Origin of the sequence: Microbacterium gorillae (genome assembly GCF_000826185.2) — a bacterium.
Classification (GTDB): domain Bacteria; phylum Actinomycetota; class Actinomycetes; order Actinomycetales; family Microbacteriaceae; genus Microbacterium; species Microbacterium gorillae.
This window is the reverse complement of the sequence record NZ_LN648874.1, coordinates 92,103-110,873: the sequence shown is the minus strand read 5'-3', so window position 1 is coordinate 110,873 and position 18,771 is coordinate 92,103. Positions and strand designations below refer to the sequence as shown.

The following is an 18,771-nucleotide window of genomic DNA, read 5'->3' as shown; positions in this document are numbered from 1 at the left end:
GGGAATGAGATGTCGGTGGCAGGGGTTAGTCTCTTCCAGCGCACTCGCGCTTCCGACCAGGAGACCTCCCATGACTGACACGGTCCAGACGACCGCTGCCTCGCGCGCCCTCACGCGCCAGGAATCCAGCCTGATCTGGCTGCTGCTCGCAGCCGCATTCGTCGCGATCCTCAACGAGACCACGATGAGCGTCGCCCTCCCCCACCTGATGAAGGACCTGGGCATCACCGCCGTCCAGGCGCAGTGGCTCACGACCGCCTTCATGCTCACGATGGCGGTTGTCATCCCGACCACCGGCTTCCTGCTGCAGCGCTTCACCACCCGCGCGGTGTTCCTCACCGCGATCTCGCTGTTCAGCGTCGGCACCGCGGTCGCCGCGGTCGCGCCCGGTTTCGAGGTCCTCCTCGCGGCCCGCGTGGTGCAGGCCTCCGGCACGGCGATCATGATGCCGCTGCTGATGACCACGGTCATGACGCTCGTCCCGGCGGAATCCCGCGGCCGATTCATGGGCCGCATCAGCATCGTGATGTCCCTCGCCCCGGCGATCGGCCCCTCGATGGCGGGGCTGGTGCTGCAGTCGCTCAGCTGGCACTGGATCTTCGGCATCGTGCTGCCGATCGCGCTCATCGCGCTCGTCGCCGGCTGGCGCTGGATGACCAACACCGGCGAGCCCGGTCACGCCCCGCTGGACATCCTCAGCGTGATCCTGTCCGCCTTCGCGTTCGGTGGCATCGTGTTCGGTCTCAGCCAGCTCGGTTCGGCGGAGTCCACCGGTGGCTCCGCCACCGCGATGATCATCGCTCTCACGGTCGGCGTGATCTCGCTCGCCCTGTTCGTCTGGCGCCAGCTCGTGCTGCAGCAGCGGGACGACGCGCTGCTGGATCTGCGTGTCTTCCTGTCCCGCAACTTCACCATCACCATGATTCAGATGACCGTCCTGTCGGCGGCCTTCTTCGGTGCGCTGACGGTGCTTCCGCTCTACCTGCAGAACGTCCTCGAACTGAAGCCGTTCGAAGCGGCTCTGGTCCTCCTTCCCGGCGCCCTGGCGATGGGTCTGCTCGGCCCGCTGATCGGACGAATCTACGATGCGAAGGGGCCGCGGGTTCTGCTCATCCCGGGCTCGATCATCGCCGCCGCGGTGCTGTGGTTCTACACGACCGTCACCGAGACCACGTCGCCCGTCGTGATCGGCGCCGCGCAGACGCTGATCTGCATCGGACTGGCGATGTCGTTCACTCCGCTGTTCACCGCGTCGCTCGGCTCGCTCACGCCGAAGCTGTATTCGCACGGCAGCGCGGTCGTCGGCACCGTTCAGCAGGTCGCCGGTGCCGCCGGCATCGCTCTGCTGGTGACCGTGATGTCCGCCGTCACCGCTGCTTCCGCCGGTGAGGGTCGGACCGCCGCCGGCGCGGCGGGCACGCGCAGCGCGTTCCTGATCGCGGCGGTTCTGTCGCTGGTCCCGATCGTGCTGTCGTTCTTCGTCCGCAAGCCGGACGACAGCCCCGAGGGCATCCCCGGGCACTGACCCGGAGCAACGTGAGAGGGCCGCGGATCATTCGATCCGCGGCCCTCTCACATTCGCCGTCATTGGCAGGAACCGCCGCAGCACGACGAACCGGCGTCGATGTCGGTGCCGAGCAGGTTCAGCTGGATGGGGGCGGCCGGCGCAGCGGCCACGGGAGTGGTGGTCTCGGGAGTGCTCATGGCGCCATGCTAACCCCTGCTCGATGTGCTGCGGGTCGTGACGGCACCCCGCCACACCACCGTCTGCACCTCGCCTCGTGGACTGTCCCACCGCACCATCACGACGCGGTCGTTCCATCCCACCGCGAACGCGCTCACGCGCTCCGCCGGTCGGTGCGGCCACGTGACCCACGCCCACACCGCCTTGCCCGGGCGCTCCCAGTGGATCGGCGCGTGACCGTACGCCTGCTGCGGCAACGTGCACGGCGCCATGTTCGCCAGGACGAGCTCGAGCTTCTCGTCCGTCACCTTCGTACTGCCCACCGGGCTCCTCTCCCCCGGCCTGATGCCACGGTACGGGCGGCGTCCGACATCGGCGATGCTCCCATTCCGCGACCGGAACACGTCTACGCTGGGCTCCCGAGGGGTAACCGCCGCGAGCGGACGGGGACAGGAGAGATCGTGAAAGTCAGGAACACGGGCGCGCGCGCCACGACACCGACGCCGACCGGCGGCGGAATGCGAATCCAGCCGTTCACCCTCGGCCTGCTCGGCGGTCTCGGCGTCCTGGTCGCCCTCCTCATCGGAGGCATGGTCCAGCAGCTCGTCACGGTCCTCGTCTACGTGGGCATCGCGCTGTTCCTCGCCCTGGGCCTGGATCCGGTGGTCTCGCGCCTGGAGAAGCTCGTTCCCCGCCCGGCCGCCATCGCGATCGTCGTCGCGATCGTGCTCATTCTCTTCGGCGGCATCATCTGGGCCATCGTTCCGGTCGTCATCACTCAGGTCACGAACCTCACGGAGACCCTGCCGAAATTCATCGACGACGTCACCCAATCGGACTGGTACAAGAACCTGCTCGCGGGCTACGGCTCGACCATCCAGGACGCACTCAAGGGCGTGACCGACTTCCTCGGCAAGGCGGACTGGGGCAAGATCGGCGGCGGCGTGCTCCAGGTGGGCTCCGGCATCGCGGGTGGCGTGACCGGTGTGATCATCGTCCTGATCCTGACGCTGTACTTCATGGCCTCCCTGCGCAGCATGAAGCACGTGGCGGCCCGATTCGTCCCCGCCTACCGCCGTGCCGGCTTCGCGGACCTGCTCGAGGACGTCTCCAGCGCCGTCGGCCGCTACGTCATCGGCCAGATCAGCCTCGCCGCCATCAACGGCGTCTGCACCCTGATCCTGATGTTGATCGTCGGCGCCCCCGTCCCCGCACTGATGGCGATGATCGCGTTCATCGGCTCATGCATCCCCCTGGTCGGAACCCTCTCGGCGTCCATCATCAACACCGGCATCGTGTTGGTCGCCGCCCTCGTCAGCAACGGCCCGATGTGGCCCGTGATCGTGGTCGGTGTGTGGTACCTGGTTTACATGCAGGTCGAGGCATACGTCATCAGCCCACGCATCATGAACAAGGCTGTCTCCGTCCCCGGGGCGGTCGTCGTGATCGCCGCCGTGGCCGGCGCCGCGCTCGGCAGCGTCCTGGGTGCTCTGGTGGCCGTCCCGGTGGCCGCGAGCGTCATCATCATCATCCAGAAGGTCGTCTTCCCGGCTCAGGACGCCAAGACCAGCCCGCCTCCGGGAACCGCCATCAGCGTCACTGAGGAGTGATCCCCGCATTGCCCGAACTGGCGGTCCTCGGTCCGACGATCGTCGGCGTGGCGGTGCTGGCCGCAGTGACCACGGGCGTGCTGTGGGCGTTCCGCGTGCCGCGGTGGAACGAAGCCCCGATCGCGATCCTGCGCGGCGCCGTCCAGCTGGCGCTGATCAGCGTCATCCTCACCGGCGTCATCAGTCACCCCGCATGGATCGCCGTCGCGCTCGCCGCGATGTTCCTCATCGCCAGTGCCGTCGCCACGCGGCGATCCGGATGGTCCTGGCCGATGTTCGCGGCGATGTCCACCTCGATCCTGGCTGGAGTCATCGTCGCCGCCGCCGGGATCTTCCTGACCGGAGCTCTCGAACTGACCTCTCGCTACGCGCTCGCACTCGGCGCGATCGTGATCGGCAACGCGATGAGCATCGCGACCCTGACCGGACGGCGATTCACCTCGGGTCTCGTGGATCACTGGGACGAGGTCGAGGGATGGCTCGCCGTCGGAGCGACTCCGCGTCAGGCGACGATCGAGCGCGCCCGATTGGCGGTCCGCGACGCCCTGATCCCCTCGATCGATCAGACCAAGACGACCGGACTGGTGGTTCTCCCGGGCGCCTTCGTCGGGGCCATCTTCGGCGGGCTCTCCCCCTGGGAGGCCGGGCGCTTCCAGATCGTCGTGCTGGCCGGGATCCTCGCCGCCGGGGCGGTGACGGCCACGCTCGTGGTGACCTGGCTCGGCGACGTCCGCACCCGCCCCGTCGTCCCCGCGTGAAGCGACCTCACAGCCGCCGTTCACGCGCCGTTCGCCTCCCCCCGCGATCATCGTCGCGCCGCACCGATCGTGCCGCGGCGAAGGGGAAATCATGACCGATCACCACACCGTCCCGGTGCATGGCACCACCACCGCGGACCGGGCCACCTCCGCCCTGGAACGAGCCGCAGCCGCGATCGAACGCCGCCTGGCACGCCCCGGGCGTCGGCCGGCCCCGGCGCTGCGTCGCCGTCCCGCGCCGGACGTGCCGACCACCCTGCTGTGCCTCGTCGCTGACGAGGACCGCCCCACCCCGCGGTCGACGGCGCTGTCCGGCTGACACGCGCGTCCGCGACCCGGCGTACCGTTGGGGGTGATGTCCTCCGCCTGCCTCCGCACCCCTGCCCTCCTCCTGACGCTGCTCGGGGTGACCGCCGTGCTGTCCGCGTGCTCGACGCCGACCGCGTCGGAGACGGGGCGCAGCGAGAGCCCGACCGCGGCGAACCCGGCGAGTTCCGCGCCCACCGCGGCGGCGACGCCCGCCACCCCGGACGACCGCGCCGCCGCGCTCGTCGCAGATATGTCGTTGCGCGACCGGGTGTCCTCGCTGCTCGTGCTGCACGTGGCCGGAACCGACCCGGCCGTGGTGCATGCGTTCGTCGACGAGACGCATCCGGGCGGACTGATCCTGATGGGCGACAACGTCGCCGGCTCTGTGGCGGAGGTCGCCGAACTGGCGGCCGCTGTTCAGGACCCGGACGGGCCGCCGCTCCTCCTCGGCATCGATCAGGAGGGCGGCGTCGTCCGCCGACTCCCCGGAGATGACGGCCCGGCCGGCGCCGCCCTGCACGGCGCCACCGATGCGGACGTCACCGCCGCCTTCACGACGCGCGCAACGATCGTGCACGACGCCGGGCTAAACCTGAACTTCGGCGTCGTCGCCGACGTCACCGCCGACCCCGGTTCCTTCATCTTCGACCGGACCCTCGGCGCGGACCCGGCGACGGCGGCCGCGCACGTCGCGGCGGCCGTGCGCGGCGAGTCTGCCGCCGGCGTGCTGTCAACGCTCAAGCACTTCCCGGGCCACGGCGCCGCACCGGGAGATTCGCACTCATCGCTGCCGCGGACCGACCGTTCTCGGGCGGAGTGGGAGGCCGTGGACGCCGTCCCCTTCCGCGCCGGGATCGATGCCGGGGCCGAGTTCGTCATGTTCGGCCACCTCGTCTACAGCGCCGTGGACTCGCGGCCCGCCTCCGTGTCCCCGGTGTGGCACGACATCCTGCGCGACGACCTCGGCTTCACGGGCGTCTCCATCACCGACGACATGGGCATGCTGGAGAACTCCGGGGATCCCGCGTACGGCGACCGCGTGACGAACGGCGTCGCGGCGTTGAACGCCGGCATGACGATGCTGCTGTACGTCGCGGACGGCCCGACGCCCGTCACCCCCACGCAGTTGATCGACGGTCTCACCACGGCGGTGGAGGACGGCCGGATCCCCGAGACGACGATCGACGCGGCCGCGACGGTCGCCCTGACCGAGCGCCTCACCCTGGCTCGCTGATCCGTCCCGCCCCCTTCTGCCGCGCATGTCGGAGTGCTAGACCGGAGGCACTGTCCATCAGTCACGGACGACGGCCGCCGGCGGGGACCGGCGATGACGGAGAGGAAGGGCGATGACCACCGATCCAACCAGCGTTCCGATGACGCGAGGCGTCACCGTGGAGAAGATCGTGAACATGGACCTGGGTCCGGAGATCGTCGGAATGGAGGGGCGCCACCTGCGCATGCGGCTGATCACGGTCGAGCCGGGCGGCGTGCTCGGTCCGATGCACGACCACGTGGACCGGCCCGGTGTGGTCTACGTCCTCTCCGGGACACTCACCGAGCACCGCGACGGGACGACCACCGAGTACGGTCCCGGCCCCGGATGGACCGAGGATTCGCACACTCTGCACTGGCTGGAGAACCGGGGCGACGTGCCCGTCGTGGAGATCTCCGTCGACATCCAGCGCGACCGCGAGATCTGAGTCCTCAGGAGATCTCGCTCGCCCAGTCCGGGTCCCCCGGGAGAGCCGCCATGGGGTCGCGTCGGGATGGCCGGCGCTGAGGATCGGACGCCGTGGACGCGCGCTCGAGGGCGTCGGTGAGCGCCAGCGGCGGCGTGCACTCCAGCCGCTCGACCCAGGTGTCATCCTGCGCGACCATGTCCTCGCGCAGGCTCTCCATCAGCGCCTCGACCGTCGGCCCCGGCACGTCCGCGATCCAGGACGCGATCTTCGCCACGAGCGCTTCGGGGAGGAGCGGGATCCCCCACTGCGGGCGTTCCGTGTCCCGGACCGCCGCGACGCGCTCGATCAGATCCGGATACGGCAGGCGCTCCCCACCGCCGACATCCAGGTGCATCGTGTCCGCCGCGACGTCGAGCGCTCCGACGATCGCGCTCACGACATCGATGACGGCGATCGGTTCCACCTCGCGCCGCATCCAGTCCGGCACCACCACGACCGGCAGGCGCTCACTGAGCTGTGTCATCAGCTCGAAGCTCGTCGAGCCGGACCCGATGATCATGGCCGCGCGCAGCGTGATCACGCTCGCACTGCTCGCGGAGAGCTCACGCTCGACCTGCAACCGCGAGCGCAGGTGCTCCGAGAGCTCTTCCTCCGGGATCGGCGGGATGATCCCGGACAGATACACCACACGTCGCACGCCGACGGCGTCCACCGCTGCGTGCAGATGCCGCGCCGCGGCGGCATCCGTCTCGACGAAATCGGCCGCGGCCATGCCGTGCACCAGATAGACGATCGCGTCCACGTCCGCAGTGACGGCCGCGCGGACCGAATCCTCCTCGAGCACGTCCAGCGGCACGCGCTCGACGCGGTCAGACCACCAGAACGCGTCCAGGGAGGCGAGATCACGAGCGCCTGCGATGACGGTGTCGTCGCGTTCCAGCAGCGCTCCGATCAGGCGGCTGCCGATGTAGCCGGTTGCTCCGATGACCAAGACACGCATGAGCGGTGCTCCTAGGGTGGAAGTGTGCCGACCGACGCGTTCCCCAGACGAGCATGGCTCGCCGCGGCCGTCGCGGCGGTCACCATCCTGTGCGCCGCGATCGTGTTGCGCAAGACGTTCGCCGAAGTCGGCGACGCCCTCCCCGTGTGGAGCCTCGTCCTCGCCGCCGTCTGGACGGCAGGAGGGCTCGTGCTCCTCTTCCTCACCCGAACCCCGGGCGTCCCTCCGCCCCGACGGTGGAGCGCTCTCCCGGTCCTCGCCACGGCACTCGTGTCGCTCGGCACTGCGGCGCTCTGCTTCGTGGGCGGGGCGGTTCTGCGCCGGCTGCCCTGGACATCGGAGTGGATCGGCGGAGCGCTCCTCGCGGCCGACAGCGGCCCCCTTCTCACCGTGGTGGTCGTCGCCCTCGTGGCCGGCGCGGCGGAGGAGCTCTTCTTCCGCCTGGGGTTCGCGAACCTGTTCTCCGGCGTCTGGCGGTGGGTCGTACCGAACGTGCTGTACGCCCTCGTGACGATCGCGACCGGAAATCTCGCGCTCGCGCTGGTGGCGCCCGTGCTCGGTCTCGCCGCGACCACGGCCCGCGAGCTGACCGGACGATGGTGGGCGCCCCTCGTGGTGCATGCGGTCTGGACGATCACGATGGTTCTCGTCTTCCCGCTCGTCGTGCGCTGACGTGGCTCAGCTCGGCCCGTCCAGCTCCCGAGCCAGATACCGCGGAGCCTGCGTGCGCCACGCCTCCGTGACCAGCTCGATGAGGTGATCGGACGCGATCCGCTCGAGCCGGAACGCGATCTTCGGTTCGCCCCACCGCGTCGTCTCCCGGAGGAAGACCTCCGGCATCATCTGTCGCAGAGCACGAGCGTCGTCCGAGTCACCGACCTTCACGCCCACTACGGGCTCGCCGGCGATGATCTCGCGCATGTCGTCCGGGATGCTCGGCCACGGGTGGCACTCCCACGCGTACAGCCGGTTGCGCACGAACCACGCCACGCCGCCGGTCATCTGCCGCTCCTCACTTCCGGGCAGCTCGGCTGCGACGCGTCGCAAGTCGTCGATCGTCGCCATGCGCTCAGGCTACGGCCCACGGCGGACGTCGCGTCAGAAGCTCGGGTCGTCCCGCAGCCGCAGCACCTCGGCAGTGAGCGCCGCCCGCAGCACGTCGTGCGACTCGTCCAGTGCCGTCGCCGGGTCGCGCCAGCGGTCAGGGGACTACGCCCACACCGGCTTCGGGATGATCTCGGCCGGTTCCCAGGCATAGCGCGGCCACACGTGAGCGTGCAGAAAGGCGTCGGTGTTGCCGAGGATCTCGACGTTCACGCGGCGGTAGTCGGAATCGATCCTGGTGCAGACGTTCTCCACTGCCGTTGCAACGAGGTCGACGTCAGCCAGGTAACGCACCCGCTCGGCGCGGGGCAGGTCGGAGAGGCGATCGGCTCCGGGCACCTTCGTCAGGGCGAGGCTGTAGCCGGGCAAGAACTGCACATCCCCGATGACGGCGAACGACGCACCGAGTTCGGCGAGCACCGTGGGATTTTCGCCGGCGACGGCCGCTCCCACGCGGTCCGTCGTCCAGTCTGTGGTGGGGGTCTGGCTCATCACCCGTCCTTCCGTTCCGGAATCAAGCTCCCGACGCTAACAGACCGCCGGTCCGGAGTCGGCAGCACCGTCGGAAACCGCGCATTCGACACATGTCGGCGGACGCATGCTCGCTCACCTACGGTTGAGGGATGCTTCCCCGGCTGTTCTCCCGCGTGTTCTGGGTCCTCTCTCGCTGGAAACTCGTCACCACTCCGGCTCCGGACCGCGCGACGGTGCTGATCGGCGCCCCGCACACCTCCAACTGGGACTTCGTGCTCATGCTGGCGATCGCCTGGCACCTCGGCATCGACATCCACTGGCTGGGCAAGAAGAGCCTGTTCGGCGGCTGGCGCGGCCCGATCATGCGTCGCCTCGGCGGCATTCCGGTGGACCGCAGCGATCCCGCGCGCGTGGTCGATGAGGTCGTCGCCCGTCTGCGCTCGGGTGAGGTGTTCAGCCTCGTCGTCACCCCGGACGGCACGCGCAGCGGCCACACGCACTGGAAGTCCGGCTTCTACCGCATCGCACGGGAGACCGGGATGCCCGTCACGCTCGGCTACGTCGATCGCACCACGATGACCACGGGACTCGGCCCGACCGTCGAACTGACCGGCGACGTCGCCGCGGACATGGACCGTATCCGCGCGTTCTACGCCGACAAGGCCGGGCTCCGTCCCGCCCACCGCGTCGAACCGCGCTTGCGCGAGGAGTCCGCGGAGGCCTGACCGGCCCTCATGCGGCAGACTCGTCGGGTGGACGATCTGCGCGTGCCTCCGGGCCCCGGGATTCCGCGCGGACTGGTGGTGCCGGCGCGGGACCTCGACGAGCAGTTCTCCCACGCCGGCGGACCCGGCGGCCAGGGGGTGAACACGTCGGACTCGCGCGTCCAGCTCACGATCGATCTCGGCACCACGACGGCGCTCACCGACGACCAGCGCACGCGAGTTCTGAGACGCCTCACGACGCGGCTCTCCGGCACCGTGCTCACCATCACCGCCGTCGAGCAGCGCTCCCAGCTGCGCAACCGCGCCGCCGCTCGGGAGCGCCTCGCCGAAGTGCTCCGGGAAGCCCTCGTCCCCGAGACGCCGCGACGGGCCACGCGGCCCACCCGTGGATCGCAGACGCGCCGCTTGGCGGCGAAGCGCTCTCGCGGCGAGACGAAGCAGAACCGGCGGCGTCCCGCCGCCGACTGAGTGACCTTCACGGTCATCCACCTGGTCTCCAGCGGCGGCCAGCAGAACGCCCTCGAACGCGTCATCTACCTGTGCCTGCCGTTCGGGTTCTCGCTCCTCGCCATCGGCGCGATGCTCCTCACCGGCTCGCTCTGGGCGGCGATCGGCGTGCACAGCGGAATTCACCTCGGCACGGCAGCGGCGATGGCCTGGCTCCCGGCCGTGAGCGGTCCGGCATGGTGGGCACTGGCCGGCGGGGTTCAGGCGGCGCTCGGCCTCACGCTCATCGTGACGGCCCGCCGCCGGGACCCCGCCGTTCAGCGGCGAGCGCGGGCCAGCCGGTCAACGAAGACTCCGATCCGACGGTAAGCCGTGCGTGCTTCGTGCGTCCACCAGGCGGCCGGGTAGACGTGGAATCCGTCGGCCGCGGTCAGCAGCTCGACCGGCACGTCCGCGCGCGCGGCTCGGTCGGCGAAGGCGAGGGTGTCGGCGTAGAAGATGTCACGCGCACCCTGGACCAGCAGCAGGGGCGGCAGTCCGGAGACGTCCATCGTCGCCGGGTTGAGAGCCGGGTCGTCGGGGGTTGACGGCTCGGCCCAGGCGATCGCTCCGGCTCGGAGCCCGGGCACCGCCAGCATGGGGTCGCGGTGCTGTCGTTCGGTGGCCGCCGGGTTGGACAGGGTGAGATCGATCCACGGCGACAGGCCGACGACACCGTCGGGGGCGTCCCCGGAGGCCCGATGCCGGCCGGCGAGGGTGATCACCGCATTGCCGCCCGCGGAATCCCCCGCGACGACCGTGACCGCACCGTTTCGCCGGACCCGGGCGTACACCTCGTCGATCGCCGCGATCGTGTCGGCGGCGTGATGCTCGGGTGCGACCGGGTAGGTCGCCACCGTCACGGCCGCGTGCGCGGCGATGCCGATCCGCTGCACGATGTCCCAATGCACCGCGAGCATCGGATTCACGTACCCGCCGCCCGGGATGTAGAGCACCTCGCGATCCAGGTACCGGTGCGGCGGCTCGAAGCGGTAGGCGGGAGATCGGGTGTCCTTGAGCCGAGTGACCGTCCCCGCCCGGCGGATCGCCGCCGACGGCTCGGCACCCGTCCGGGCCGGATCGAGCGATGCCAGGAACCCCGGACCGTCCGTCATCTGTGCGTGCCCCTTGCGGCCGAACAGTTCCAGCGCCGTCACCGTCGCCTTCATCGCAATACTCATCGGACCTCCTGTCGGACGCCGGACAGCATAACGACGACGACGGACCGCCACGCCGATCCGTGCGGATGCCTCGGACATTCACCAGCCGCGGCGCCACCTGCCCCACACGCTGCAGGGCTGCGCCGAACCACGCCGCACACCGGCGCACGGACGCACCGGCACGTCGTCCGCGTCCAGGTCAGCGATTCCGGACGCGTCCACCCGCCCGAACGCGTTCATCAGGATCTCGCAGTCGCAGAAGCCGCCCATGCCCTCCAACCGCCGTTCGAGTGCGGTGCTCCGCGGTGCGACGGTGTCACGGAAGAGCGTCGCGAAACGCAGACTGCCATCGCACGCGAAGGCGGTCAGCTGGCGCTCGACGTAGCAGGCCAGGCATTCGCCTTCGGCGGGAGCCAGGACGTCGTGCGCGTAGCTCGATACGATCGCCTCCGCATCAAGAATCTCCGGTTCCAGGTTCATGCATGCATCATGCACCCGGTGGCGGACATCCGCACCGGTCTTGTGGCGGTGCCTCCGGCCTGATCGTCCGCTCGACCACCGATGCCAGACCGGACCAGAGTCATGAGCGCGGCCCACGCGAGAGCCGATAGGGCCCTGGCCTCGCCTCGGTCAGGACGGGTCCGTATCGAATCCGGCCACCGGGAAACCTTCCCGACGCACGCGGACGTCCAGGCCCGGCGCCTGTCGGAGGATCGTCTGCATGATCTCCTCCGCGTAGCCACGCCCGATGTTCGTCGCGACCCAGATCGACGTCCCGTCGGCGAGCGACACCTCCACGGCGCGCGAGCCGACCTTGAGGTCGTCAAGTCGGCTGATCGCGTCCGGTACGAGGACGACGTCCACGCCGGCACGGTGGGCCACGGCGCGCGCGAGTTCTCGCACCGCGAGCGAGGCCGTGAACGGCCGAGACGTGAGATCGTCGGGAGCGTCCTCACCTTCGAAGGTGTAGGTCTTGTAGCGCGTCTTGCCCCGCAGTCGGTCGAATCGCCATTCGAGCTGTTGCCGACGATTGGCGACGGCCCCGACCGCACCGGTCCGCGAGATGTACTCCTCTTCGAATCGCGCGAGCAGATCGTCATCGAAACGCCGGACGCGAGTGACCGGGACACTGGTGTCCATCAGCCTGACGACCTGCTCATGGTCCACGGTGTCAAGCGCGGTCTCCGCAGCACCGATCGTTGTGAGACCGCAGGCGCGAGCGAGGTCGAGCGCGAATTCCACTCCCTTCTCGCTTCCGGCGCCGTCCTCCGGGTAGCGGTCAGCCAGCAGCCTGGTCAGCGAGTCGATCTCGAGGGCGGGCCCCTCAGTGTTCACTGCTCGATCGTCACTCTCCTCGAGCGTGGCCGCTCGGTTGGTGGCCGCGGACGGGCTCGCGAGGAAACCGTCGATCGCCTTGAAGATCGAGTCAAGCGCGCTGCGAGCGTCCGCCGCGGCGCCGAACAATCCGTCGATCACACTCTGGTCCTGCGCGCTGATCGCCGCGTACTGCGCGCCCTTGTATCGCCGCGCGTGCTCGAACTCCGCCCACGCGTGTCCGGCGACCGTGCGGATCTGGATCTCCAGGCCGCCGCACTCGGCGAAGTACTTCTGGAGTTTCCCGCCGGCCACGACCCAGCCGGAGTCGGCCGGGGGCTTCTCGCCCGTGACGACGAGGTGCCGGCAGTCGTAGCCTCGGCGGGAGTCTGGCCTGCCGCGGTCCTCGCCGGGGTTCCGGTCCTCGCCATCCGGGATGACGAACCTTTCGCGTACGAGGTCCGCGGCACGGTCGCGATCGATCGTCGAGTACGTGATGATGCGGATCGCCACGATGTCCGTGATCTGCGTCAGCGGGTTCTCGTAGCCCTTCAGTTCCTGCTTGCGGCGGAAGGACGCGATCGATTTCGCACGCGCCGAGACGTCGTGGGCACGGATCCCCGATTCGGCCAGAAGCCGGCTGATGTACGCCTGCATCTCCTCGGCGGCTTCCGGCAGCCAGTCCCACGTCGTGTAGTCGATGTTCGAGCCGTCGGCCACGAGAACCATCCCCCTTGATCGAACGGGCGATGCGCCCGATCCCCCCGCCTCGATGATAGGCCGGCACCCCAACCGCGCTGCTCGCCTGCTGACGCGCGACGTCACCTGGTCCGCACCCACTCATCCGTCGAGACCGGGACTCGCTTGTCGGTCCGCGCGGCCGAGGCGGCCGCGAAGCTCCGTCTAGCCAGTCCAGCATCCCGTCATCGTGATTGCCGAGCGGGGCGACCACCCGGCCCGGGTGCCGCTCTGGCAGGTCCCGGATCGTCCGAAGAACCCCGAAGCTGTCCGGGCCCCGATCGATGTGGTCGCCCAACAGAGCTCAGCACCGGGGCACCGTCGAGATCGATGAGCTCCAGAGCGGACCGGAACGGCGCCAGGAACCCGTGAACAGCGGACACGGCGTAGGCGCGCTCGATCGTCAACCCGGCCAGCGTATCCGGGACCACCGACACGAAGCACGGTCAGCCGCCCGCGAGCTTGAGCAGTCGCGCGCGCACCAGTTCGCGCTCCCCCGCGGTCAGGTACGGCGTGTCGTTCGAGGCCGCCCAGCCGTCTGCGGCCAACCGCAGCATGAGGGACGTCGCCTCATCGACGCCGTCCGCGGCGAACTCCTCACGCCAGGCTTCGGCGTCCCGCTCCAGCGCCGGACTGCTCGGCTGGTCCATCCCGAGCATCATCAGCATCGCCGACGGAGAGTACAGCTCGCGGACCACCGAGCTGTCCGACGTGATCGCACGGATGTAGCCCCGGAGGAGCTTGCCGGGGGTGGTCTCCGACGCGTCGACGTGCGCGTAGACCTCGGCCCGCAACCGTTCGGCGGTGTCGGCCAGGAGGGCGTCCTCCAGCTCGCGCTTGCTGCCGAAGTGATGGGTCAGCGCGCCCTTGGACACGCCGGCCTCCTTCGCGATGTCCGCCAGGCTGACGCCCGAGCCGTGCGCGGAGATCATCGCCGCGGCCGCGTCGATGATCGCCCGACGCGTGCGCTCCTTGTCGCGCGTCGCGCGCTCAGTGTGCTCCATGCGCGGTCTCCTTCGTGATCTTCGCCGACGGAATGAGCCGCCACGCGATGAACGCCGACACGACCAGCAGTCCGGCCGCGATGTATGCGGTCGCCTGCATGCCGTGGGTGAACGCGTGCTGCGCGATCGCCAGGAGGTCGGCGTCCTCCGGGCCGAGCGTACTCGCCGCGGTCGCGAGCGAGTCCTCCATCGCCGCGCGTGCCTCCGGGGCCGTCCCGTCCGGGATCTGCAGTCCCCCGCGATACATGGCGACCTGGAGGGACCCCAGCACCCCGATGCCCAGTGCGATGCCGAGTTCGTATGCGGTCTCTGAGATGGACGACGCGGCGCCGGCGCGGGCGGGCGGCGCGGCGGACACGATGGCATCCGTGGACAGGGTCATCGACAGTCCGGTGCCGAGGCCGATCACCGCGAGCGCGAGGCCCATCCACACGAAGTTCGTGACCTCTGCAGTGAGGCCGACGGCCACCAGGCCGACGGCTCCGACGAGGAGGCCCACGGCGATCGCCCGACCCAGCCCGAGCTTCGCCAGCGCGACGCCGACCACGACGACGACCACGAGCGACGCGATCGTCGCCGGAAGCTCCGCCAGCCCGGCCCAGAACGGCGAGAAATCTCGCACCAGCTGCAGATACTGCGAGAAGAAGAACAGCACTCCGAAGAACGCGAAGATCGACAGCGCGTTGGCGGACACGGCGCCGCTGAAGGCGGGGATCCGGAACAGCGACACGTCCACGAGCGGCGTCTCGAGACGGCGCTGGCGGCGGATGAAGATCCACCCCGCGACGAGGCCGAGGATCACGGCGGCGAACACCGTCCAGTCAAGCTTGCTGCCAACGGCCTGCTTCACGGCGTAGACGATGGGCACGATCGCCAGCACCGACAGCGCAGCGGACAGAAGATCGATGCGTCCCGCGTCCGGGTTCTTCGACTCCGGCAGCAGCCACAGCCCGAACCCGATGATCAGCGCGATGATCGGAACGTTGATGAGGAAGACCGACCCCCACCAGAAGTGCTCCAGCAACGCGCCGCCGACGAGTGGACCGACCGCGCCGCCGGCCATCGCACCCGCGGACCAGATCGCGATCGCCTTGGTCCGCTGCACCTGGTCGAGGAAGAGGTTGCGGATGATGGACAGCGTCGAGGGCATGATGGTCGCGCCCGCGAAACCGAGCAGAGCGCGAGCGGCGATGAGCACCTCGGCCGACGGCGCGAACGCCGCCATCAGGGAGGCGATCCCGAAACCCACGCTGCCGATCAGCAGGAGGCGCTTGCGACCGATCCGGTCGGCGAGGTTTCCCATCGTGACGAGCAGACCGGCGAGGACGAACGAGTAGATGTCGCCCACCCACAGGATCTGCGTCGCCGTCGGAGAGAGGTCGGCGACCATCGCGGGAACCGCGAGGTACAGAACGGTTCCGTCGATCGCGAGGAGGGTGACGGCGAGGATGAGGACGACCAGCGCCGCCCATTCACGGCGGCCGGCACGAACAGCGGTGGGGGCGTTTTGCACCACCCCAGGCTAACGAACCATATGGTTCGTTAGCGAATCGGGCGGCTGAGAATCCGCCGAGGGACGCCGATTCCATCGGCATCACACGGACTCGTCCGCTCGCGCCGTAGGCTGACCGCGTGTCTGCACCCCGTGTCCTCCAGATCGGCATCGACCCGTCGGTCGTCGACTTCGCCCCGTGGCCGGGACAGAGCGCGGCCACCCTCCGCGCGCGCCTGGCTCAGGTGGAGGCCGACCTGCGCGGGGCCGGATTCGAGGTCACGGTCTGCGCGGTTCCGGACGATGCCGATCTCGCCGAGGCTCAGGTGCGACGGTTCCTCACCGCGGACGCCTTCGACGTCATCGAGATCGGGTCCGGGCTGCGGACCGCACCCGAGTACACCGAGATCTTCGAGCGGGTGGTGACGGCTTCCCACGCACTGCAACCGGGCGTTCCGCTCTGCTTCAATGACGGGCCGGAATCGACACTGGCCACCGTGCAGCGTGCCCTGAATCGCGGCGGTGCTTGAGGTCCGGACCTGACCGACGCCGAGGTCGCGATCGCCGCCGCCGCGGTCGCCCGCGGTTATCACCGAGACGAGACGCGGTTCCCGAAGGGCGGAACGGACTTCGCCACGCAGGCGGACCGTGATGCCGAGTCGGCGATCCTCGCGATCCTCGCCGAACACCGACCCCACGACGCGGCGACCGGCGAGGAGTTCGGCACCCTCTGCGTGACGCGCTCACCGCGGCTCAGGCGCTCGAGGTACGGCCGGAGCCGCTCCCCCTCGGCGCGAATCAGGTGCGCATCCCCGTTCGCGAGCATGTCCGCGGCGGTGAGCGTCGAGCCCACGGCACTGAACGTGACGCCCTCCGAGACCCACACGCGGGCGCTCCACCCGGAAATCGACCGCGACCTCGTAGGGGTGGATGAACGGGTCACCGACCTTCCAGAACAAGCGGTTCGAGGCCAGGTCGACCATCGCAGGTCGTGATCGACGGATCGTCCCGCCACCCGTTGCCGGCGACGCTGCGCGGTGTCCACGAGTGAGGTCATCGCCGGGCGCCCGCACCGAGGAATCTTTCGTCGAGCATGGGGACGGGGTCGAACGCAGGCGCCGGGTCGGTGCGCAGCCGACCGTAGGTGGCGACGTCGATCCGGTTCCCATCGATGAGGAACTTTCCGCGCTCGGTTCCCTCCCGAATGAACCCCGCCCGCCGCGCGACCGCCCCCGAGGCCGGATTGTTCACCCGGTGCCCGAGTTCCAGACGTTCGAGCCCACGAACCGTCAGCGCCCACTCCGCCACCGTCGCCGCGGCTCGCCCGCCGCCCGGGTCCCCACCGTTGAGGACCTTCCCGCGCTGGGTCCCCCCCCGAAGGAACCCCGCCCGCCGCGCGACCGCCCCCGAGGCCGGATTGTTCACCCGGTGCCCGAGTTCCAGACGTTCGAGCCCACGAACCGTCAGCGCCCACTCCGCCACCGTCGCCGCGGCTCGCCCTGTCCATCCCCGTCCGCGCACGGAATCCGTCATCCAGTACCAGAACCAGCCGCTCCGGTTCTCCTCGTCCACGCTCACCGCCACCAGACCGGCCAGCGCGCCCCGATCCGCGACAACCCAGGCTTCTTGGGAGCCCCCGGACGCGAGGAGCCGCGTCACGTAGCGCTCGGCAGCGTCGAGGGATGTCGCATCACCCTGCCGCGCCATGTCCGGGTTCGATGCGAACGCCGCGAGCACCGCGGGTGCATCCGCGTGACGAAGTCGCCGGAGCCCCACGCTGGCCCCGCGCGCTCCACGGCCGGCGACGAGATCGTCGGGGGAGGTCATGCGCCCACGCTACCCCGCTGACACGACCGCATCGGATGTGGTCATGAATGTTCTCGTGGCCGAACTCGCCGGCAGACGTGACGCCGCCGAGCCACTGCCGAAAAGGCGATGATCCCGGACGCCGCGCGTCCGGGATCATCGGTTGCCGACCTCATCGTCAGGCTCGACTGCTCTCAGCCTTCCTCGTTCCGATCACGTTCGCGATCACCATGGTGAGCACCGTGCCCACTACGAGGAAGATCAACGCCCACAATCCGATCGTCTTCGCCTCGATCCCGGTGATCAGGCAGATCGATGTCCAGATCACAGCCGCCGTCACCCCGGCCAGCAGTCCGCTCGCGAAATACCGCCCCATGGCCCCGTCCCTTCATTGCGATTGAGATACTTTGTGCGGCAGAGTATTCCCATCGGGCCTCCGGCGGAAGGTGCCTCGCAGATTTGGCGGACGGCCCGGGGAAAGGGGCTCGAATCATGTCGGACGGCCCGGAGGCCGCACAGCGGTCCCTGCAGGAGATCGGTGGACTCACCGCGACGACTCGACGGGCCAGCCGGGCGCTGTCGACGGGCCTGCCGCTGGTCGGACGGGGCATCGCCTGGACGATCGGCCTGGCCGCGCTCGATCTGCTGGACGGCCCGTGGCGGATCGCCGTCGTGGCGGTCGCGTGGGTGCTGGGCATGACCCTGTCCTGGGTTCCCGCCCGCCCGATCCGCACGGGCATCGAGACGCGCCTGCGCTGGGGCTGGGGCATCGTGCTGTGCGCTTCGCCGTTCCTCGTCGCCGCGGCCCAGCCCGCGACGCTCACGCACGCCGTCCTCCTGGTCGGCTCGATCTGGGGACTCGCCATGTGCCTGTACGGTGTGGCGACCGGCGATCGGGCCTTCGCCGCAGTCGCCGGCTTCGGCGTCGTGATCGCCGGTACGGTCGCACTTCTCGAACTGCCGCATCCCCTGCTCTGGTATGGATTCGCAGCGGGAGTGACCCTGCTCGGTCTCGGAGTGCGCCGAATCATGCCGGAGGCGTCCCGTGCGTGAATCCGTCGACCTTCATCCCGTGCTGGACGCCCTGCGCGCGCCGTTCGATTCCACGCTGTCCGATCCCACGAGGTTGCGGATCCAAGCCGCGCTGCACGGCATTCCGCGGGACGGAGCGATCCGGTTCACCGCCCTGGCCAAGGCACTGGAACTCAGCGACGGGAACCTCGCCGCGCACCTGTCCGTGCTGACCGAGGTCGGCTATGTCGAGTCGAACCAGACGTTCACCGGCAAGCGGCGCACCCGCTGGTTCTCGTCGTCCGCGACGGGCCGCGAGGCGTTCGAGACCCACGTCCGCGCCCTGCAGTCAGTCGTGGACGCCGCCGGCCTCGACGATCCGACGGGATCCGTCCACGTCCGCTAGAACACGTC

General features: G+C 69.7%; 24 protein-coding genes. 13 read left to right on the top strand and 11 right to left on the bottom strand.

What is annotated here, in order from left to right:
• The first annotated feature begins 70 nt into the window (after positions 1-70).
• Complete coding sequence (locus BN1193_RS06425) at positions 71-1,525, top strand: MDR family MFS transporter (protein WP_040164959.1); 1,455 nt, start codon at positions 71-73, stop codon at positions 1,523-1,525.
• A gap of 188 nt (positions 1,526-1,713) precedes the next feature.
• On the opposite strand, the gene BN1193_RS06420 is transcribed toward BN1193_RS06425, so the two are convergent.
• A complete protein-coding gene (locus BN1193_RS06420) occupies positions 1,714-2,007 on the bottom strand; it encodes a hypothetical protein (RefSeq protein WP_052460511.1) in 294 nt (97 codons plus the stop codon).
• 138 nt (positions 2,008-2,145) lie between these two features.
• On the opposite strand from BN1193_RS06420, the gene BN1193_RS06415 reads away from it, so the two are divergent.
• The 5 genes from BN1193_RS06415 (at position 2,146) to BN1193_RS06395 (ending at position 6,061) form a co-directional block, all read left to right on the top strand.
• Positions 2,146-3,294, top strand: coding sequence for an AI-2E family transporter (locus BN1193_RS06415; RefSeq protein ID WP_230206434.1), 1,149 nt, complete (start codon positions 2,146-2,148; stop codon positions 3,292-3,294).
• A gap of 8 nt (positions 3,295-3,302) precedes the next feature.
• Positions 3,303-4,052, top strand: a complete 750-nt coding sequence (locus BN1193_RS06410) for an ABC transporter permease (RefSeq protein ID WP_040165585.1) — start codon at positions 3,303-3,305, stop codon at positions 4,050-4,052.
• A gap of 91 nt (positions 4,053-4,143) precedes the next feature.
• On the top strand, positions 4,144-4,371 hold the full coding sequence (locus BN1193_RS06405) for a hypothetical protein (RefSeq protein ID WP_040164957.1): 228 nt from the start codon (positions 4,144-4,146) through the stop codon (positions 4,369-4,371).
• A 36-nt stretch (positions 4,372-4,407) separates the two neighbouring features.
• A complete protein-coding gene (locus tag BN1193_RS06400; RefSeq protein ID WP_040165584.1) occupies positions 4,408-5,595 on the top strand; it encodes a glycoside hydrolase family 3 N-terminal domain-containing protein in 1,188 nt (395 codons plus the stop codon).
• Between the two features lie 112 nt (positions 5,596-5,707).
• On the top strand, positions 5,708-6,061 hold the full coding sequence (locus BN1193_RS06395; RefSeq protein WP_040164955.1) for a cupin domain-containing protein: 354 nt from the start codon (positions 5,708-5,710) through the stop codon (positions 6,059-6,061).
• A gap of 4 nt (positions 6,062-6,065) precedes the next feature.
• Here the strand turns inward: BN1193_RS06395 and BN1193_RS06390 are convergent, their stop codons facing one another.
• Positions 6,066-7,043 (bottom strand): NAD(P)H-binding protein, encoded by a 978-nt coding sequence (locus BN1193_RS06390; protein ID WP_040164954.1) that lies wholly within the window; start codon positions 7,041-7,043, stop codon positions 6,066-6,068.
• Positions 7,044-7,067: 24 nt separating this feature from the next.
• Here BN1193_RS06390 and BN1193_RS06385 point away from each other — a divergent pair, with 24 nt between their 5' ends.
• Entirely contained in the window at positions 7,068-7,715 is a 648-nt protein-coding gene (locus tag BN1193_RS06385; protein ID WP_052460509.1) for a CPBP family glutamic-type intramembrane protease, read from the top strand.
• Positions 7,716-7,721: 6 nt separating this feature from the next.
• Here the strand turns inward: BN1193_RS06385 and BN1193_RS06380 are convergent, their stop codons facing one another.
• A complete protein-coding gene (locus tag BN1193_RS06380) occupies positions 7,722-8,108 on the bottom strand; it encodes a hypothetical protein (RefSeq protein WP_040164951.1) in 387 nt (128 codons plus the stop codon).
• A 144-nt stretch (positions 8,109-8,252) separates the two neighbouring features.
• Positions 8,253-8,639 (bottom strand): HIT family protein, encoded by a 387-nt coding sequence (locus tag BN1193_RS06375; protein ID WP_230206433.1) that lies wholly within the window; start codon positions 8,637-8,639, stop codon positions 8,253-8,255.
• Between the two features lie 131 nt (positions 8,640-8,770).
• On the opposite strand from BN1193_RS06375, the gene BN1193_RS06370 reads away from it, so the two are divergent.
• Genes BN1193_RS06370 through BN1193_RS06360 form a run of 3 tightly spaced genes read left to right on the top strand, consistent with a single transcriptional unit; the run spans position 8,771 to position 10,162 of the window.
• Complete coding sequence (locus BN1193_RS06370) at positions 8,771-9,346, top strand: 1-acyl-sn-glycerol-3-phosphate acyltransferase (protein ID WP_040164950.1); 576 nt, start codon at positions 8,771-8,773, stop codon at positions 9,344-9,346.
• Between the two features lie 27 nt (positions 9,347-9,373).
• On the top strand, positions 9,374-9,814 hold the full coding sequence (arfB, locus tag BN1193_RS06365; RefSeq protein ID WP_040165581.1) for an alternative ribosome rescue aminoacyl-tRNA hydrolase ArfB: 441 nt from the start codon (positions 9,374-9,376) through the stop codon (positions 9,812-9,814).
• Positions 9,815-10,162 carry a hypothetical protein gene (locus BN1193_RS06360; RefSeq protein WP_052460508.1) on the top strand — a complete coding sequence of 116 codons (348 nt, stop codon included), beginning with the start codon at positions 9,815-9,817 and terminating at the stop codon, positions 10,160-10,162.
• Here the strand turns inward: BN1193_RS06360 and BN1193_RS06355 are convergent.
• From BN1193_RS06355 to BN1193_RS06335, 5 genes are all read right to left on the bottom strand, one after another.
• Positions 10,111-11,013, bottom strand: a complete 903-nt coding sequence (locus BN1193_RS06355) for an alpha/beta hydrolase (protein ID WP_195907820.1) — start codon at positions 11,011-11,013, stop codon at positions 10,111-10,113. The two genes, BN1193_RS06360 and BN1193_RS06355, sit on opposite strands and share 52 nt — an antisense overlap.
• A 78-nt stretch (positions 11,014-11,091) precedes the next feature.
• A complete protein-coding gene (locus BN1193_RS06350) occupies positions 11,092-11,472 on the bottom strand; it encodes a DUF2695 domain-containing protein (RefSeq protein ID WP_052460506.1) in 381 nt (126 codons plus the stop codon).
• A 150-nt stretch (positions 11,473-11,622) separates the two neighbouring features.
• The gene (locus BN1193_RS06345) at positions 11,623-13,035 is read right to left on the bottom strand and encodes a GTP pyrophosphokinase (RefSeq protein ID WP_040164949.1); all 1,413 of its coding nucleotides are present in this window, start codon (positions 13,033-13,035) and stop codon (positions 11,623-11,625) included.
• A 455-nt stretch (positions 13,036-13,490) separates the two neighbouring features.
• Positions 13,491-14,048, bottom strand: a complete 558-nt coding sequence (locus tag BN1193_RS06340) for a TetR/AcrR family transcriptional regulator (RefSeq protein ID WP_040164948.1) — start codon at positions 14,046-14,048, stop codon at positions 13,491-13,493.
• Positions 14,035-15,561, bottom strand: coding sequence for an MFS transporter (locus tag BN1193_RS06335; protein WP_040165573.1), 1,527 nt, complete (start codon positions 15,559-15,561; stop codon positions 14,035-14,037). Before BN1193_RS06335 ends, BN1193_RS06340 begins: the two co-directional genes overlap by 14 nt.
• A 119-nt stretch (positions 15,562-15,680) precedes the next feature.
• Here BN1193_RS06335 and BN1193_RS06330 point away from each other — a divergent pair, with 119 nt between their 5' ends.
• Entirely contained in the window at positions 15,681-16,070 is a 390-nt protein-coding gene (locus BN1193_RS06330) for a hypothetical protein (RefSeq protein WP_040164947.1), read from the top strand.
• Positions 16,071-16,593: 523 nt separating this feature from the next.
• On the opposite strand, the gene BN1193_RS18260 is transcribed toward BN1193_RS06330, so the two are convergent.
• Positions 16,594-17,367: a GNAT family N-acetyltransferase gene (locus BN1193_RS18260; protein ID WP_230206432.1), complete on the bottom strand. Its 774-nt coding sequence runs from the start codon at positions 17,365-17,367 to the stop codon at positions 16,594-16,596.
• Positions 17,368-17,524: 157 nt separating this feature from the next.
• Positions 17,525-17,722 carry a hypothetical protein gene (locus tag BN1193_RS06310; protein WP_040164945.1) on the bottom strand — a complete coding sequence of 66 codons (198 nt, stop codon included), beginning with the start codon at positions 17,720-17,722 and terminating at the stop codon, positions 17,525-17,527.
• 116 nt (positions 17,723-17,838) lie between these two features.
• Between BN1193_RS06310 and BN1193_RS06305 the strand changes: the two genes are divergently transcribed.
• Together BN1193_RS06305 and BN1193_RS06300 are read left to right on the top strand one after the other, a co-directional pair.
• Positions 17,839-18,399 (top strand): hypothetical protein, encoded by a 561-nt coding sequence (locus tag BN1193_RS06305; protein WP_040164944.1) that lies wholly within the window; start codon positions 17,839-17,841, stop codon positions 18,397-18,399.
• Positions 18,392-18,763: a transcriptional regulator gene (locus BN1193_RS06300; RefSeq protein ID WP_052460504.1), complete on the top strand. Its 372-nt coding sequence runs from the start codon at positions 18,392-18,394 to the stop codon at positions 18,761-18,763. The genes BN1193_RS06305 and BN1193_RS06300 overlap by 8 nt, the downstream gene beginning before the upstream one ends.
• The last annotated feature ends 8 nt before the right edge of the window (positions 18,764-18,771 follow it).